Origin of the sequence: Hominimerdicola alba (assembly GCF_900112155.1) — a bacterium.
In the GTDB taxonomy this organism is placed as follows: domain Bacteria; phylum Bacillota; class Clostridia; order Oscillospirales; family Ruminococcaceae; genus Hominimerdicola; species Hominimerdicola alba_D.
This window is the reverse complement of sequence record NZ_FOKQ01000022.1, coordinates 1-17,036: the sequence shown is the minus strand read 5'-3', so window position 1 is coordinate 17,036 and position 17,036 is coordinate 1. Positions and strand designations below refer to the sequence as shown.

Genomic DNA, 17,036 nt, shown 5'->3' with positions numbered 1-17,036 from the left:
AACTAAAATACAATATCCACATTCTTCCATGTTAAAATATTATCCTGTCCCCCATTTAACATTATTGATAACAAAATAACAGCGCTATTTTCTGTGTTTTACACATAAATTGCGCACATGTAGTAAGTAAATTAGTTTTAAATTCATTAAATTTATGCACAAATCATTTCCGCAAATTTACGTATATATATAATTTTGAAATTGTACTAAAAAAAACCTGTGTATATTATTTATAGTGATGAAAAAGATTAAAAATGTTGACTTTTGCTTATATGCGTGATATAATATATTTAACAAAAAGCAACCTGTTGATCTTCAAACAGGCCGCATACATCGCTTAATTAAGCTGAATCAGACTTAAGAGGCGAACATCATTTATACATATGTATATAATATATGTAACTTCGATTTATAGTGAGGTCGTTTCATTAGCGCAGGGCAACCGGAACACAGTCCGGACCTTATGTCAAAGCACATCATTCGCAAGTATGGCTCACAATGCCATCGGAAAACCTTGAGACTATTGAAAATGGGGAGAAAGAAATGATGAATTTAAATGCACAAACAGATACAAGCATTCTGGCAGGCAGCATAGAAATGACATCTTACAGCGAAACAGCGCTGCAAGAAAGAGAAATTACCGTTTCACACGGCATACTCTACAGAAGAAAACCTTTATATGAAAAAATAAAGAGAGCGTTTGATGTAACATCTTCACTGATAGCACTCCTGATGCTGTCACCTCTTATGCTGGTAGTCATGGCTCTGATCGTTATAGATGACTTCGGCAGTCCTTTTTATATGCAGGAAAGAGTGGGAAAAGACGGCAAGATGTTCAAGATCTACAAATTCCGCTCAATGTACAAAAAAGCTGATAAAAAGCTGGAGGAACTCCTGGCACAGGACGAATGTAAGGGCGCTACCTTCAAGATGAAGAACGACCCCCGCATCACCAAGATAGGTCACTTCATCAGAAAGACCTCTATCGACGAGCTTCCTCAGCTCATCAATATCCTTAAAGGTGAGATGTCGATCATAGGACCCAGACCCTTTATCCCCAGAGAGCAGGCAAATCTTCCTGATGACAGACTCCTGGTAACACCCGGTCTCTCCTGCTACTGGCAGATCGGCGGAAAGAACTCCCTTACAACAGAAGAGCAGATAGAGCTTGACAGAAAGTACATAAAAGAACGCTCTGTTCTTGTGGATATTGGTATTATAATAAAGACCGTTTTGTTCGTTTTAAAGATCGGCAATTCCTAAGTCTGACTAGATCCGGTGCAAGTCCGCTGTGATTTTGCACCGGTTTTTTTATGTTAAATAAACAACATTTTGATTTCACACCAATTTGAAGTTCATGAAATTTTAATGTTTGCCACTTGAAAAATTTTATCAAAATTTGGTATAATTTATAGAGTCTGAATTATTGAATTTCACCTAGCAGATAATTGCTGTATCAAAAATAAAAGATTAATCTAGGAGAACCGCTATGAAAAAAGTTGCTGTTGTCGTATGCCCGAATATAAGGAATTTTGGAAGCGTTTTGCAGTCATACGCCACGCAGAAAGCTGTTACAAAGCTCGGTTATGACAATGAGTATATCAAATATGTAAAGACCAAAAAGACAGCTTACAAGTACCTTATACAGCTGCTTATCCCATCCATTATGGCGGAAAGATGGTCTTTTGTAAAAAGAAAGTTCTTCCAGAAAAAGAACGGTGAACTCATCAGCAGACGCAACAAAGCCTTTGATAAGTTTGTTGACAAGTATATGGTGGCTTCACCGAAGTACGTGGGGTACGATCAGCTGAAAAAAGCCGCTGGCAAGTACAGCATGGCGGTGCTTGGCAGCGATCAGGTGTGGAACCCCATCAACAGCGGTTCGGATTTTTATACCCTCAACTGGCTTAACAGCGGCACAAAGCGCGTGGCTTATGCCCCAAGCTTCGGTGTTTCCGAGGTTCCAGCGCTGCTGCGTGATTTCTATAAAAAATTCTTGAACAAGTTCGATCATATCTCTGTCCGCGAAAAAAGAGGTTCGGTCATCGTAAAGCAGCTGACAGGCAAAAAAGTCCCTGTGGTATGCGACCCCACACTGCTCTTTAATGCAGAGGAATGGGACGATATCCAGCCCGAAAAGCCCGTAGCTGATGGCAAATACATCTTCTGCTATTTTTTGGGAAATAGAAGAGAGCCCCGCGAATGTGTGCTGAAGCTGGCTGAAAAGACAGGTCTGCCTATCGTTATGATGCCATTTTTCGGTGAGATATCGGAGTATGACAATAAACTCAATGCGAAGTTCGTGGATAACCCCGATCCCTCGCATTTTGTAAGTGCTATAAAAAATGCTGAGTATGTATGCACGGATTCCTATCACGGTACGGTATTTTCCATTATTTACCGTAAAAACGTGATGGTGTTCAGGCGTCACAGCGCTGACAGCAGCAAGGATACATTCTCCCGTCTTGAATCTCTGCTTTCCATCGCAGGCATGAAAGACCGCGTGGTGAACGATGTCTGGGAGGACAGGTTCATCACCGAAAGCATTAACTATGATGAAGTGACTGAAAATATCGACAAATTAAGGAAATATTCCTGGAACTATCTTTCAGACTCACTTAAAAACTGACGGAGAGATCAAGCCAGGAGGATCAAACAATGAATATTTCAGAGCGTGTCAAAAAAGACTGCTGCGGCTGCAGCGCCTGTATGAACAGCTGTCCCAGGGACTGTATAAAAATGACCCCCGACAAGGATGGATTTTTATACCCCGAGGTATGCGAGGTGCTGTGCGTTGAATGTAATAAATGTGCAAAGGTATGTCCTGTTCTTAATGAGGATACACCCGCTAACAAGCCCAAAGCCTATCTTGTAAGGAACAAGAGCAAGGAACTGCGCAAGACCTCAACTTCAGGCGGATTCTTTGCGGCTGCCGCAAAATATGTCCTCAGCGAAGGCGGTGTCGTTTTCGGTGTGGGATTCGATGAGCATTTCCATGTAAGACACAGCTACATCGAAAATTTAAAAGAGATCAAGAAATTCAACAGGTCTAAATATGTCCAGAGCGAAGTGGGACATACTTACAGAAAAGTCAAGGAATTTCTGGCTGACGGCAGAAAAGTGCTGTTTTCCGGTACTCCCTGTCAGGTGGAAGCCCTGCTGAATTATCTGGGCAATGATCCCGATGATCTCTATACTATGGATATCATCTGCAAGGGCGTTCCCTCGCCTAAATTCTGGAAGAAATACCTTTCATGGCATAAAAAGAAGAGCGGCAAGGATATCCGCGAGGTAAGGTTCCGTGAAAAGACCTACGGCTACGGCAGCACTACCATGAGAGTGGTATACAGCGACGGCACCGAGTACGACGAGCCCTACGACGTTGACCCCATGCTTCAGTTTTACAGCAAGGAGATGATATCAAGACCTTCCTGCTATGACTGCAAATCCAAGGGCAAACACAGGCGCAGCAGCTTTACTGCGGGCGATTACTGGTATGTCAGCGGTGCAGCACCAAGAATGGATGACGGCATAGGCGTTTCGCAGGTACTGGTAAACAACGAGAAAGCCGCTGCCGCATTTGAAGAGATCAAAAAATATCTGGACGTAGAACCTCTGGATTTTGATAAGGACAGCGCAATAAACGGCGGCATGATGGTAACTTCTGCCAAGCCAAACCCACGCAGGGAAGAAATGTTCGCAGACCTGGACGGAATGTCCATGTCAGGACTGCAAAAGAAATACTTCCCCTCTACCTTTAAACTGAAAAACAGGATAAAGCGTAGGATTCGTCCCATAATGTACAATATGGGAATCCTTAAAATATATAAAAAAAGCATGAGAAAGCGCCAGAGCACAAAAGGCTCAAAACGCTGAAAATCGGAGGCATGGTGAAATGAAAAAAGTTTCGGTATATACAAGGGGCTTCACCCACGCGGCAAGCTATTACAGGATCTTGCAGTATACTGAAAAGATTAAGGACGCCAAGATCACCAACAGATTTACCGTCACAGATAAAATGTTCAGAAAGTATTCCAACTCTCCGACTCTCATCTGCAAGATACAGTACCACCTGATGATATTTTTCAGAAATTTCCGCAATTTTGCCGCTGATATGATAGCCAAGCCCGATATCGTGGTGATATCCCGCGCGGCAGTACCGAAGGTATGCGTTTTCCCCATAAGCCTGATGTATGAGCATATCCTGAAAAATTCAAAGGTGATATGGGATTTCGATGACGATATTTTCGGCATAAACGAGATCACAAAAGCCGAAGCAAGGCTTCTGATGAAGCACAGCAACAAGATAATCGTCACCAGCGAATATCTGAAAAAAATGCTGACTTCCCGCTGTAAAGAGATAACCTCTTTCCTGCCGACAACCGACGGCGACATGCCTGTCAAGGACAAGGAGACCGTCAACAGGGAAAGAGAAGCATCTTACGGTGAAAAGGTTAATATCCTGTGGGTAGGCTCTTCTTCGGGACTGAAACATATAAGAAACGTTGTTCCCGCCCTTGACAAGGCCGCAAAGGCTGTAAAGGAAAAGACCGGCAAGACAGTCACACTGACGGTCATATGCAATCTCCCGCTGGAATCGGAAACTAAGTATCTTAAAATCGAAAATATCCTATGGGCGAGAGATATCGTCCCCGCAGAGATGCTCAAAGCCCATATCGGCATTATGCCCCTGCTGAACATCAAGCGTTCACTGGGCAAAGGCGGATTCAAACTGGTGCAGTATATGGCAACGGGACTTCCATCAATAGCTTCCGATGTGGGATTCAACAGCAATGTTGTCATAAATAACGAAACAGGTATCCTCGTTGACGATAAAGACGATACCGACGGCTGGGCAGATGCTGTTATGCAGCTTTCAGTCGATATTGATAAATGGAAAAACTTTAGCAGGGCTTCTATGGAAAAATGGGAAGAGAACTTCTCCTTTGACCGCAATATGGAAGCATGGCACAAAATGCTTACCAAATAAAGCCCCGCAAAAAGGAGTTACTTTAAATGAAACTGGTTTTTATACACGACGGACCTCTGTTTTACGATAAGGACGGCAATTACTACGAATTTGCCTATCATGAGCTGTATGAAAGATATTCATATCTGGCTGATAAAATAACCTTCATGATACGTACAAAGCCCGTGGAGGGCAAAAACTTCACACTTGTGCCTCCACAGATAAAGGTCATAAGCGTACCTAATTTCAAAAGCCCCAAGACTATCCTTGTAAACAAGCCCAAGGCTGAAAAGATAGTTGAAAAGTGCGTAAGAGAGAACGATTACTTCGTACTGAGAACACAGAGCTCCATCGCACAGCTGGCAGTGAAGTATATCAAAAAGTACAACAAGCCATATATAGTTGAAAGCGTTGGCTGCTCCTGGGACAGCTACTGGAACCACGGTCTGCTGGGCAAGGCAGTTGCGCCTTATATGTACTGGAAGACCCGCAGCATAATCGGTCAGGCGAAGTACGTGTACTACGTTACAGGAGAATTCCTGCAAAGACGCTACCCCACCAAGGGCAAGACCGTCAGCTGTTCAAACGTTGTAATAGATGCGCCGCAGAAAGCCACACTTGAAAAGCGCCTTGAAAAGCTGAAAAGCTTTGACCCCAAGAAAAAGCTGGTGCTCGGCACTGCTGCCGCTCTCGATACCCGCTATAAGGGTCAGGAGTACGTTATACGTGCAATAAAGCCCCTGACTGATATGGGCTACGATGTGGAGTATCACCTTGCAGGCGGATATAACGGCACAAAGCACGACTATTTCCTCCGCGACCTTGCAAAGGAACTTGGAGTTCTGGACAAGGTTAAATTCGTTGGCAATCTCTCGGCAGATAAAATGCCTGATTACTATGATTCTCTCGACCTCTACGTACAGCCCAGCAAGCAGGAGGGTCTGCCCAGAGCCGTTATCGAGGCTATGAGCCGCGGCTGTCCCGTTATAGGCACAAGCATCGCGGGCATACCCGAGCTTATACCAAAGATATGCCTTTTCAGAAAAGGCAGTACCGATGAGGTAGTCAAGGCAGTACAGCGTGTGCTGGGTACAGATCTTGATAAGCTGGCAAAAAAGAACTTCAAAAAATCGGAAGAATTCTGCAGAGAAAAGCTCGTTAAAAAGCGCGAGAAATTCTATGATGAATTCCTTGCCGAATACAGAAAATGATCATAAGGGTGGTTTGATCTATGGCTCATGCCGCAGGGATAGTGCTTTATAATCCCGATATAAACAGGCTGGAGGAAAATATCTCGGCTATCGCTCCGCAGGTGAGTGAACTCATACTTATCGATAACGGTTCAAAAAATATCGACGAGATAGCGGAGCTTACCGCAAAATACCAGAATATCACTTATGTGAGGAACGATGATAACTACGGCATAGCAAAAGCCCTGAACCAGATCATCGATAAGGCTGAAGAACTTGGGGCTGAATGGGTGCTGACTCTCGATCAGGATACCGTCTGCCAGCCCGATATCATCGAAACATACGACAGCTTTTCAAAGCGTGCCAAGGATAATGTTGGCATCATCACATCAATGTACAAAGACCGCAGCGTTGAAGTTGATTTCGGCTTGACAAAGGACTACGAAAAAGTCAGCTTCTGTATAACCTCGGGAGCTTTCAATAACATAAAGTCTATAAAAGCTGTAGGCGGATTTGATGAAAAGCTGTTCATCGATATGGTGGATTACGATATCTGCTATGCTCTCACCCGGGGCGGATACAAGATAATCCGACTCAATTATACAGGATTCCTGCATGAAGTGGGAAGAAGTACCTCACGTAAGTTTTTCGGAAAGGATATCATAATATTCAACCACTCCCCTTTGCGGAAATACTACTGGGTGCGCAACAGCATCTACCTGAAACGTAAGTATAAGCTTGGTTTCAAGTCCGATGTGAGAGTTGTAAAAAGAATGATACAGACACTGCTTTATGAAGATGATAAATTCCATAAACTGAAAAGTATGTTCAAAGGCGTGGCTGACGGATATAAATTGTAAAAGGAGAGATAGCATAAAATGGCTGCCATCGTAACGGTCTGCATTGTAAGCTTCAATCATGAAAAATGGCTTCGAAAATGTCTGGGGAGCATCTGCACACAAAAAACAGATTTTGAATACACGGTGCTTGTCCACGATGACTGTTCCACTGACGGCTCAATAGCTATCATAGAAGAGTTCGCAAAAAAGTATCCCGATAAGGTGCATACTATCATACAGGAAGAGAACCGTTACAGCAAGGGCATAAACATCGTGCAGAAATACGTAATACCCGCTATACAGACAAAGTATTTCGCTATCTGCGAGGGTGACGATTACTGGTGCGATGAAAATAAGCTGCAAAAACAGGTAGACTACCTGGAAAAACACCCCGAATGTAATATGACATTCCATAACGCAAATGTGGTGGATACCGATGATAACTATCTCAAAACTTTCTATCCCCGAAAGATGTGGAACGACAAGAAGCTTTACAAAGCCCTTGAAAAGCCCGAAGGCACCGATATATCGGTAGCTGAACTGATAAGGCTGGATTTCACTCCCACAGCATCTATCGTGGGCAGAACAGAGAATCTGCGTCCTATCCTGAGCTTCTCAACTTCACTTGATCTGGTCGTAAGACTTGTCACCACCTATGACGGCTGTGCCCATTACTTCAACGAGATAATGAGCGCCTACCGTACAAACAATCCTAACTCCGCCTCGGGTTCCATAAAGACAGATCCCGAAAAGCTGAAAAAGAACTTTTTCGACCGTCACTGCGGTCTGCTTAAAGAGTTTGACGAGTTCACCGAAGGCAAATATCACGATGAGATAGAACATATCATTAAACGTAAGGAACTGATCTACTATCAGCACCTTAACGACCTTAAAGGAATGAAAGCATCAGGGGTATACAACGAACTTACCCCATACGAAAGGCTGAAATATGATATAAAAGACAAAATGCCTTTCATAACCGATCTGAAAAAGAAACTAAAGAGATCATAATAATGCTTTCGGCACAAAAGTATTAGAGTAATAAGTGAAAATCCATATCGGGTTTTCACGTATGCCGACTGCAGATGGTAAAGTATGCATCTGCAGTCGGCATACGTCAGAAAACCGATCTACGATTAATATAATTATAGGAGAGATCTAATGAGTATTAGTGCAAGTACTATTCTATATCTTACTGTCTTCACTCTTACGTGCTTTTTCACCTATAAGGCAGAAAGGAAAATCGATCTACATATAAACACAAAGAAGAAGAGCGCCAAGCGCCTGGCGATACTTTATTCCTTCATCGCCCTCTTCATACCTTCACTTCTTGCAGGTATGCGTGCGGATACCGTTGGTAAAGACGTTCTTGAATACGCCATAAGAACTTTCGACCTTGCAAATACGTCTTCTTTCACCGATACGTTCAAGCTTACTACCGAACCGGTGGGATATGCACTGCTTGCGTATATCACATCGATTTTCGCCGATGATGCGGGCGCTTTCCTGTTCACCTCAGAGGTGATGGTCATTGTCCCGATCTACCTGATAGCCTATAAATACCGTTCTGTAACACCTATGTGGCAGACGATGCTCGCTTATATGTTCCTGTTCTACAATAACTCATTCAACGTTATGAAACAGAGCGTATCAGCCGTATTTGTCATGCTGTTCTACATATACATGAATGAAAAGAAGTACCGTAAGATGGTCGCGTGCTTCCTTGTTGCTTTCTCATTCCACTTCTCGGCAGTATTCGGTCTTGTTTTCATATTTATAGTTAAGTTCCTTAACGGCAAGAAAAACAAGGAAACAAAGATCACTTTCATAGTCACCGTTCTCCTGATGCTCGTGAACCTGAGAGCGATCAGCCGATTCCTGCTTGCATATTCAATTCTGCCTGAAAAGTACGCAAAAAATATCGAAGCCGTATTCAGCTCGGATACTAACGTTTACCTGCGAATAGTTGGCTTCAACAAGCACGTTTTCTTTGACTGGGTATACAGATTGCTGCTTCTTGTGATCCCGCTGAGGATCATCAAAAAGATCAAGCCTGACTTTGATAGAAATATCAGAATGCTTCCTGTACTGGGATTTGCTTTCTACACATACGTCCTTGTATTGTTCAGGACGATATACGGAATAAGAATATCGCTCTACTGCGATATGTTCACTATACTGACCGTGCCTATGTTCACATATGCGTTCAAGCGTAAAAAGATCGAGGACAAGATCAAGGTCAACGCTGCGCTTATTGGTATCATGGGATGGTATTGGTTCGTGTGGGTAATGCTCTACGGCTGGTCAGGATCAAATCATTATATATTCAGATGATCAGGGATATGTAATGAAGCAAAAAGGAGAAATTAGTTTTGGATTTTGAAAAAGATAAGATAGAGCTGGAAACCAATAACCAAGCTGATAATGCAAATAACCAGGCGGAAAAATCGGTAGTTATAAAATCTTTGTTTTTTAAATTTCTTGAACGTGCTGGCTATCAGGGTATCGCCTTTATAGTACAGCTGGTACTTGCAAGGATACTGGGTCCCGGTAAGTACGGAACCATCACCCTGCTGGCGATATTTATAAGCATATCACAGGTATTTGTACAGAGCGGACTTAACACCGCACTGATACAGCGCAAAGATGTCAAGGAAAATGACTATTCCTCCATATTCTATGTCAGCCTGTTTATCGCAGTGGTGCTTTACGGCGTACTGTTTATAACAGCACCATTTGTTGCTGACTTCTATGATAAGCCCCAGCTCAAAAACCTGCTGAGGGTGCTGGCACTGGTACTCATACCGGGTGCATTCAACTCTATACAAAACGCAAAAGTCGCAAGAGAGATGCGTTTCAAGGAGCTTATGTTCTGTACACTCGGTTCTGTACTAATATCAGGTACAGTAGGCATAGTCATGGCTTTAAGCGGATGCGGCGTATGGGCACTGGTTGGACAGCAGCTCTCAAGCCGTGTATCTGTATGTATACTTCTTCTCCTCATCGTTAAGTGGAGACCCAAGCGTGTCCTGGAATGGGACCGCGTAAGAGTGCTGTTCTCTTTCGGCTGGAAGCTTATGGTATCCGCCCTGATAGACGTTATCTACCGTGAGCTCCAGAATCTTGTAATAGGAAAAAAATACAAAGAAGAACAGCTGGGATACTGTAACCGCGGCAAGCAGTTCCCAGAGATAATCATAAACAATATCAACGGCTCTATTCAGGGCGTTATGCTGCCCGCACTTTCAAAACATAACGGCGATAACAACAAGATCAAAAGCATGATGCGAAGATCCATCGTTACCAGCTCTTTCCTGATATTCCCCGTATGTATGGGCATAGCAGTGGTAGCCGGTCCGATGATACATCTACTGCTGGGAGATGAATGGATGCCTTGCGTGCCGTTCTTGCAGTTATACTGCTTTATATACGCATTCTGGCCGATACATACTGCAAATCTGCAAGCCATCAACGCCCAGGGCAGAAGCGATATGTTCCTGAAGCTGGAAGTCTTAAAGAAAACATACGGTTTATGTATACTTGTTTTCACAGTGCTTAAATTCAATACACCGCTGGCTATCGTTATCGGTCAGTGCTGTTCCACAGTGCTTTCATGCTTTGTTAACGCCTCACCAAACAAGAAGCTGCTGAAATACGGCTATACCGAGCAGATGAAGGATATACTCCCCTCACTGGGCATTGCAGCGGCTATGGGCGCAATGGTATATTCCGTAACATTCCTGCACATGAATGATGTACTGACACTGCTTTTGCAGATACCCCTGGGTGTCATATCATACGTAGCGCTGGCAAAAATATTCAAACTGGAATGTTTCGACTATATCCTTAAAATGGTAAATAAGATCAGGAATAAATTTTAAATAATTTCCGGAAAAGAGGAAAAGCAAAGTGAAAAAGCTGTTATTGCTAGGCGGTTCAGCGCAGCAGGTTGTTGCTATCGAGACCGCTAAGCGTCTGGGCTGCTATACTGTTCTCTGCGATTATCTTCCCGATAATCCGGGTCAGTACGCTGCCGATAAATTCTATCTCGTAAGCACCACGGACAAAGATGCCGTGCTTGAAGTTGCAAAAAAGGAAAACGTTGACGGCGTTCTCGCATACGCTTCCGACCCCGCTGCACCTACCGCAGCTTACGTAGCCGAAAAACTCGGTCTCCCCGGAAGCCCCTACCGTTCTGTTGATATCCTCTGCAATAAGGATAAATTCAGGGCATTCCTTGCCGAAAACGGATTCTGCACCCCTAAAGCCAAAGGCTACGATGATCTTGCCGAGGCTGAAAATGATCTTAACAACGGCATGTTCAGATTCCCCGTTATAGTCAAGCCCGTCGATTCTTCCGGAAGCAAGGGCGTTGGCAGGATAGACGATGTCAGCGAGATAAATGAAAAAATAACCTATGCTATGTCCTTTTCAAGAGGTCATAAAATTATCGTCGAAGAATTTGTGGAAAAGTTCGGCTACCAGATAGCAGGCGACGGTCTCTCCATCGACGGCAAACTCGTTTTCAGATGTTTTGCCAACGACCATTTCGACCCGAAATGCGAGAACCCATTCGTCCCTGTTTCAGCAAGCTTCCCCTACAATATGCCCGACGATGTACAGACCAAGATACATAACGAGATACAGCGCCTGCTGACTCTCCTTGATATGGGCACTACCACATATAATTTTGATATGCGTATCGACAAGGACTATAATGTCTACCTCATGGAGGTCGCACCCCGTGACGGCGGAAATTATATACCCGATATCATAAAGTACTGCACAGGCGTTGACCTTGTGGAGTGTTCTGTAAAAGCGGCTATGGGTATGTCCCTGAGTGATGTTAAGATGCAGCCCTATGACACTTTCTACGCTTACTACGCAGTACACAGCTATCAGAGCGGCGTTCTGAAGTCAATAGATATCGCCGAAGACGCAAAAAAGAAGATCGTTGAAGATCATATCATAGTAAAGCCCGGTGACAAGATCACCACATTCACAGGCGCGAACACCACCCTCGGCATACTGCTGATGAAGTTCGACAGCCTTGCTGAGATGCTTGATATGATAGACGATTCAGAAAAATGGATTAGTGTAAAGGTTGACTGAGATGAAAGAAATAGGCGGATATATCGAATTTGAAAACTACTTCGGCACGGTTTACCACGAGGGGGCTGTCCCGCTGAACTGCGGCAGGAACTGCCTTGCCTACCTTATCGAAACCGAGGGTATCAAAAAGATCAGACTGCCATATTTTCTTTGCAGCTCGGTCAAAAATGTCTGCCTTAAATACGGCACTGAGGTCGGATACTACCCCATAGACGAAGATTTCCGACCGATCATCGAAAGCCCACTTGCACCCGATGAATGGCTGTATATCGTAAACTACTACGGTCAGATATCCAATGAGGAAGTATCCTTCTTAAAGCAGAAATACAGCCGCGTGATTTTTGATAACTCACAGAGCTATTTTCAGCGCCCCGCTGATGGTGTGCCTACGCTGTACACCTGCCGCAAATACTTCGGTGTGCCTGACGGCGCTTTCCTCTACACAAGCCAAAGACTCACCCGCGATATCCCCACAGATGAGTCATTTGAACGCATACATTACATACTGGGCAGGTACGAAAGAACGGCAGGCGAATTCTATAAGGAATCCTCCGATAACAACCATTTCTTCGCCGATGAGCCCATAAAGCATATGTCTAAGCTCACAGCCGACTTGCTGAGGTCTTACGACTATGACCGCATAATATCCCGCAGAACGGAGAATTTCAAGCTTCTTCACGAAAAGCTCTGCGGTAAAAATAAGCTGAAACTCACTATCCCCCGGGGTGCTTTCATGTATCCGCTCTATATCGAAAACGGCGCGGAGATCAGGAAAAAGCTCCAGCAGATGAAAATATTCGTGCCTACTCTATGGGGCGATGTCTTTGAAAACTGTGATAAAAACAGCATGGAGTACGATTACGCTGAAAATATCCTCCCCCTGCCCACAGACCAGAGATATGATGATGATGATATGAAATATATTCTTGAAAAGCTTCAGGAAACAGGAGTACTATAATGGATCTTAAAGGTAAAAAACTGCTGATACTCGGCGCAACTACCGTCGAGATCGAGATAATAAACGAAGCAAAAAAACTCGGCGTGTACACCATCGTGACAGACAACCACACCGACTGGTCTCTGGCACCCGCAAAGTATGTGGCTGATGAAGCCTATGATCTTAGCTGGTCGGATATGGACGCGCTGGAAAGACTCTGCAAAGAAAGAAATGTTGACGGCTGTCTTGCAGGATACAGCGAAAGGCGTGTAGAGTGCCTGACAGAATTATGTAAAAGAATGGGCTTTTACTGTTACACCGAGGGTGCTGATCTGGGAACGATATTCAGCAAGGATAAATTCCGTGAAGCTTGTATAAATGCAGGTATCCCTGCAACTGCTGCATACGATATCCTTGACGAAAATATCCGTTTTCCTGTTATCGTCAAGCCTGTTGATAATGCAGGCAGCAGAGGAGTATCTGTCTGCAAAGACCGCGAAGAACTGAAAAAAGCATACGAGACTGCCTGTAAAACTTCCATCAGCGGACGTGCTATCATCGAAGAATTTCTTGACGGTGATGATCCAAGATACGAACCTGTATTTTTCTACACTATCCATAACGACACAGCAACACTTTCCAACTCGCTTGACAGGATCATGGTAGATTTTGGATTCGGAGAAGGAATAATAAAGCAGGCTGTCGGAAATGTATACCCCTCACGATATCTTGAAAGCTTTATAGAAAAACAGGACGCTCAGTACAGAGAATTGTTCCGATCACTGGGTATGAAAAATGGTTATGCGCTTATGCAGGGCAAGATGAAAAACGGCAATTTTGTTACCGTTGATCTCGGTTACCGCCTTGAAGGTTCACTTTCTTTCCATTACTCCGACTTCATCAACGGCATGAACGTGATACAGATGATGATACGCCATACACTGACAGGAACAATGGGCGATGACAGTATTATCAACGAGAAAGATGATCCCCGCTTTGATAAAACAGGCGTTACACTTACACTGCTTGCCACCAAAGGTACGATTGCAAGTATCAGCGGACTTGACGAGATAAAGAACGAAAAGTGCGTTATCTATGTTTGTCCCAAAATGAAAGTCGGTACTGTGTGTAAACTTCCTGCGGATTACTCCCAGGTGTTCGCGCGTATCTATCTGTGCTCGGATAGCAAACAGGAGCTCCGTGATACTATCGATAAGATATACAGCACCGTCAAAGTACTTGATGAGGACGGAAATAATATGCTTATAGGGAGATATGATGCAGATGAACTCAAATGATAAAAACTACACTAAAATGATAGATAAGTACGTCACAGGCAAAATACTGGTGACACGTTCTTCAATGCCCGAGTACGAGGAGTACTGCGAGGAGATACGTGATATCTGGGACACTCGCTGGCTCACAAATATGGGTCCCAAGCACAAAAAGCTGCAGGAAGACCTGAAAGAGTATCTCGGTGTTGAGAAGCTCGATCTGCTGACAAACGGTCATATGGCGCTGGAACTTACAATGCAGGCGCTGGGTCTCACAGGCGAGGTCATCACAACTCCCTTTACCTTTGCATCAACCACCCATGCCATAGTAAGAAACGGTCTGACCCCTGTTTTCTGCGATATCGACCCCGATAACTTCACCATCGATACTACTAAGCTTGAAGCGCTTATCACTGATAAAACATCTGCCATCGTACCCGTTCACGTTTACGGAAATATCTGCAACGTTGAAGAGATACAGCGTATAGCCGATAAGTACGGTCTGAAAGTCATCTACGATGCCGCACACACCTTCGGCGAGAAATACAAGGGTAAGGGTATAGGCTCTTTCGGCGACGTTTCCTGCTTCAGTTTCCACGCTACAAAGGTATTCAACACCATCGAGGGCGGCGCGGTCTGCTTTAAGGATCCCGCTTTCGGCGACGCTATATACGACTTGAAAAACTTCGGTATCCACGGTCCCGAGGCTGTGGATGCCGTGGGCTCAAACGCTAAGATGAACGAATTCTGTGCTGCTATGGGTATATGCAACCTCCACCACGTTGATGACGAGATCAATAAGCGCCGTGCAGCTGTTGAACGCTATCACGAAAGACTGGATAACGTCGATGGCATCAGGCTGAACAAGACTTCCCCCGATGTAAAGCCAAATTACGCATACCTCCCCGTTATCATCGAAGCTGAAAAGTTCGGCTGCGACCGCGACGAGGTCTATAACGTACTGGCGAGCCACAATATATACGCTAGAAAGTATTTCTACCCGCTGACAAACACTTTCGATTGCTTCAACGGCAAATTCGACCCTAATTTGACCCCCAACGCATTAAAGATCAGCCTCTCGGTACTCACCCTGCCCCTCTACGCAGACCTCGAACCCGAGCAGGTAGACCTCATCTGCGATATCATTATTTCTTGCAAGAAATAGAACAGCGACGCTGCCAAGGAAGAGAGCTTTTGCTCAAGCTTTTCGCAAAAAGCTTGCAGGATATTTGCACAGTCAGCAAAGCTGACTGTTGGCAGAGCCCTCAATCACCAAAGCACGAAACCAAAATGCACAGCGAACTACCCGCCAAAGAAAGGCGCAGTCACCGCTAACAAAAATTAGAGCGTGGACAATACAAATGTCCACGCTCTTTCTATCTGTGAAAAATTATTGCCGCGCCGTTATCGGACAGCGTAAGCGTTTCCGATAACTCGACCCGAGGAACGAGTGGCGAAAACTACCCACCACCGTTTTCTTGACATACTACAATAAATATGGTAAACTGTACGCTGTAAATGCAGCTAAATAGCACGAGAAATTTCAACCGATACTCTGCCATTCAAACAAAAATCTAACAGAACGGAAAATAATATGAAAACACAATGGCTATTTTTCGATATAGGCTCGACCCTTATCGACGAAACAAAAGCATATGAGCACAGGATACTCGATGCCATCGAAGGCACAGACATAACCTTTGAGCAGTTAAATGAGAAGCGCAAATTCTTCGCCAAACAGAACCTGCGCGGCGACCTGGAAGCAATAGAATACTTCGGACTGAAAAGAACACCATGGCACAGCGAGGACGAATATCCATACCCTGACGCAGAAAAAGTCCTTGCATATCTCCATGCAAAGGGATATAAGCTTGGCGTAATCGCAAACCAGCCCACAGGTACTGAGGACAGACTTCGCAGCTGGGACTTGCTGAAATATTTCAGCACAGTAGCAGCTTCATCCGAACTGAGTATATCCAAACCAGACAAAGCCATATTCCTCAAAGCACTGGAAATGTCAAACTGCACCACAGAAAATGCCACCATGATCGGCGACCGCCTAGACAATGACATCTACCCCGCAATAGAGCTTGGCATGAAAACCATATGGATAAAGCAGGGCATAGCAGCCTATCAGCAGCTAGATCCCACAAAAGCCGCTCCCGATCAGATCATCAATAGCTTGAGTGAGCTGACAACTATTTTATGAAACAAATCAGGAAGAATCGAGAATATCGTTTCTTCCTGATTTATTTATATACAAAAAATACTCCGTGAAGAAAAATCACGGAGTAAATAGCGCCACCTGTTGGACTCGAACCAACGACCCTGCGGTTAACAGCCGCATGCTCTACCGACTGAGCTAAGGAGGCAGATATACCAAAACACTCCGAAGAGTGTTTTGGGAAGAGCCGGCGACAACTTATTTTCCCGGGCGGTCGCCCGCCGAGTATTTTCAGCGAAGATGAGCTTAACTTCTGTGTTCGGCATGGGAACAGGTGTGACCTCATCTCAATGATCACCGACTATAGATTGAGGACAATAACCTCAAAATTGAATAATGAAACATTTAAGGACTAACATAATTTAGGACAAGCCCTCGACCAATTAGTACACGCTAGCTTAATGCATCACTGCACTTACACTTTGTGCCTATCAACCTTGTAGTCTTCAAGGGGTCTTACTCATAAAGATGGGATATCTTATCTTAAGGGC

General features: G+C 44.3%; 14 protein-coding genes, 1 tRNA gene and 2 rRNA genes. 14 read left to right on the top strand and 3 right to left on the bottom strand.

What is annotated here, in order from left to right:
* The first annotated feature begins 543 nt into the window (after nucleotides 1–543).
* The 14 genes from BM265_RS12280 to BM265_RS12215 all read left to right on the top strand — a co-directional run bounded on the left by BM265_RS12280 (nucleotide 544) and on the right by BM265_RS12215 (nucleotide 16,530).
* Nucleotides 544–1,263 carry a sugar transferase gene (locus BM265_RS12280; protein WP_081358458.1) on the top strand — a complete coding sequence of 240 codons (720 nt, stop codon included), beginning with the start codon at nucleotides 544–546 and terminating at the stop codon, nucleotides 1,261–1,263.
* A gap of 226 nt (nucleotides 1,264–1,489) precedes the next feature.
* Nucleotides 1,490–2,629 carry a polysaccharide pyruvyl transferase family protein gene (locus BM265_RS12275; RefSeq protein ID WP_074962106.1) on the top strand — a complete coding sequence of 380 codons (1,140 nt, stop codon included), beginning with the start codon at nucleotides 1,490–1,492 and terminating at the stop codon, nucleotides 2,627–2,629.
* 29 nt (nucleotides 2,630–2,658) lie between these two features.
* Complete coding sequence (locus tag BM265_RS12270; RefSeq protein ID WP_074962105.1) at nucleotides 2,659–3,876, top strand: Coenzyme F420 hydrogenase/dehydrogenase, beta subunit C-terminal domain; 1,218 nt, start codon at nucleotides 2,659–2,661, stop codon at nucleotides 3,874–3,876.
* A gap of 19 nt (nucleotides 3,877–3,895) precedes the next feature.
* Nucleotides 3,896–4,990: a glycosyltransferase gene (locus BM265_RS12265; protein ID WP_074962104.1), complete on the top strand. Its 1,095-nt coding sequence runs from the start codon at nucleotides 3,896–3,898 to the stop codon at nucleotides 4,988–4,990.
* A 26-nt stretch (nucleotides 4,991–5,016) separates the two neighbouring features.
* Nucleotides 5,017–6,180: a glycosyltransferase family 4 protein gene (locus tag BM265_RS12260; protein ID WP_074962103.1), complete on the top strand. Its 1,164-nt coding sequence runs from the start codon at nucleotides 5,017–5,019 to the stop codon at nucleotides 6,178–6,180.
* 20 nt (nucleotides 6,181–6,200) lie between these two features.
* Nucleotides 6,201–7,019 carry a glycosyltransferase family 2 protein gene (locus tag BM265_RS12255; protein WP_074962102.1) on the top strand — a complete coding sequence of 273 codons (819 nt, stop codon included), beginning with the start codon at nucleotides 6,201–6,203 and terminating at the stop codon, nucleotides 7,017–7,019.
* A gap of 18 nt (nucleotides 7,020–7,037) precedes the next feature.
* Nucleotides 7,038–8,009, top strand: coding sequence for a glycosyltransferase (locus tag BM265_RS12250; RefSeq protein WP_074962101.1), 972 nt, complete (start codon nucleotides 7,038–7,040; stop codon nucleotides 8,007–8,009).
* 150 nt (nucleotides 8,010–8,159) lie between these two features.
* Nucleotides 8,160–9,332 carry an EpsG family protein gene (locus tag BM265_RS12245; RefSeq protein ID WP_074962100.1) on the top strand — a complete coding sequence of 391 codons (1,173 nt, stop codon included), beginning with the start codon at nucleotides 8,160–8,162 and terminating at the stop codon, nucleotides 9,330–9,332.
* A 38-nt stretch (nucleotides 9,333–9,370) separates the two neighbouring features.
* Nucleotides 9,371–10,879: a lipopolysaccharide biosynthesis protein gene (locus BM265_RS12240; protein ID WP_081358457.1), complete on the top strand. Its 1,509-nt coding sequence runs from the start codon at nucleotides 9,371–9,373 to the stop codon at nucleotides 10,877–10,879.
* A 28-nt stretch (nucleotides 10,880–10,907) separates the two neighbouring features.
* Nucleotides 10,908–12,110 carry an ATP-grasp domain-containing protein gene (locus BM265_RS12235; RefSeq protein ID WP_074962099.1) on the top strand — a complete coding sequence of 401 codons (1,203 nt, stop codon included), beginning with the start codon at nucleotides 10,908–10,910 and terminating at the stop codon, nucleotides 12,108–12,110.
* 1 nt (nucleotide 12,111) lies between these two features.
* Nucleotides 12,112–13,068, top strand: a complete 957-nt coding sequence (locus tag BM265_RS12230) for a hypothetical protein (protein WP_074962098.1) — start codon at nucleotides 12,112–12,114, stop codon at nucleotides 13,066–13,068.
* Entirely contained in the window at nucleotides 13,068–14,345 is a 1,278-nt protein-coding gene (locus BM265_RS12225; RefSeq protein ID WP_074962097.1) for an ATP-grasp domain-containing protein, read from the top strand. The genes BM265_RS12230 and BM265_RS12225 overlap by 1 nt, the downstream gene beginning before the upstream one ends.
* Nucleotides 14,332–15,486 carry an aminotransferase class I/II-fold pyridoxal phosphate-dependent enzyme gene (locus tag BM265_RS12220; RefSeq protein WP_074962146.1) on the top strand — a complete coding sequence of 385 codons (1,155 nt, stop codon included), beginning with the start codon at nucleotides 14,332–14,334 and terminating at the stop codon, nucleotides 15,484–15,486. The genes BM265_RS12225 and BM265_RS12220 overlap by 14 nt, the downstream gene beginning before the upstream one ends.
* Before the next feature lie 429 nt (nucleotides 15,487–15,915).
* Nucleotides 15,916–16,530, top strand: a complete 615-nt coding sequence (locus BM265_RS12215; protein WP_074962096.1) for an HAD family hydrolase — start codon at nucleotides 15,916–15,918, stop codon at nucleotides 16,528–16,530.
* Between the two features lie 90 nt (nucleotides 16,531–16,620).
* On the opposite strand, the gene BM265_RS12210 is transcribed toward BM265_RS12215, so the two are convergent.
* The 3 genes from BM265_RS12210 to BM265_RS12200 all read right to left on the bottom strand — a co-directional run.
* Nucleotides 16,621–16,693 (bottom strand) — tRNA-Asn (locus tag BM265_RS12210).
* Nucleotides 16,694–16,730: 37 nt separating this feature from the next.
* A 5S ribosomal RNA gene (gene rrf, locus BM265_RS12205) occupies nucleotides 16,731–16,847 on the bottom strand.
* A gap of 61 nt (nucleotides 16,848–16,908) precedes the next feature.
* A 23S ribosomal RNA gene (locus BM265_RS12200) occupies nucleotides 16,909–17,036 on the bottom strand; the annotation flags it as partial.

Excerpts from the sequence above, each read along its gene's own strand:
- BM265_RS12280 (WP_081358458.1), top strand. The coding sequence starts at position 544 with ATGATGAATTTAAATGCACAAACAGATACAAGCATTCTGGCAGGCAGC.
- BM265_RS12275 (WP_074962106.1), top strand. The coding sequence starts at position 1,490 with ATGAAAAAAGTTGCTGTTGTCGTATGCCCGAATATAAGGAATTTTGGA.
- BM265_RS12270 (WP_074962105.1), top strand. The coding sequence starts at position 2,659 with ATGAATATTTCAGAGCGTGTCAAAAAAGACTGCTGCGGCTGCAGCGCC.
- BM265_RS12265 (WP_074962104.1), top strand. The coding sequence starts at position 3,896 with ATGAAAAAAGTTTCGGTATATACAAGGGGCTTCACCCACGCGGCAAGC.
- BM265_RS12260 (WP_074962103.1), top strand. The coding sequence starts at position 5,017 with ATGAAACTGGTTTTTATACACGACGGACCTCTGTTTTACGATAAGGAC.
- BM265_RS12255 (WP_074962102.1), top strand. The coding sequence starts at position 6,201 with ATGGCTCATGCCGCAGGGATAGTGCTTTATAATCCCGATATAAACAGG.
- BM265_RS12250 (WP_074962101.1), top strand. The coding sequence starts at position 7,038 with ATGGCTGCCATCGTAACGGTCTGCATTGTAAGCTTCAATCATGAAAAA.
- BM265_RS12245 (WP_074962100.1), top strand. The coding sequence starts at position 8,160 with ATGAGTATTAGTGCAAGTACTATTCTATATCTTACTGTCTTCACTCTT.
- BM265_RS12230 (WP_074962098.1), top strand. The coding sequence starts at position 12,112 with ATGAAAGAAATAGGCGGATATATCGAATTTGAAAACTACTTCGGCACG.
- BM265_RS12225 (WP_074962097.1), top strand. The coding sequence starts at position 13,068 with ATGGATCTTAAAGGTAAAAAACTGCTGATACTCGGCGCAACTACCGTC.
- BM265_RS12220 (WP_074962146.1), top strand. The coding sequence starts at position 14,332 with ATGAACTCAAATGATAAAAACTACACTAAAATGATAGATAAGTACGTC.
- BM265_RS12215 (WP_074962096.1), top strand. The coding sequence starts at position 15,916 with ATGAAAACACAATGGCTATTTTTCGATATAGGCTCGACCCTTATCGAC.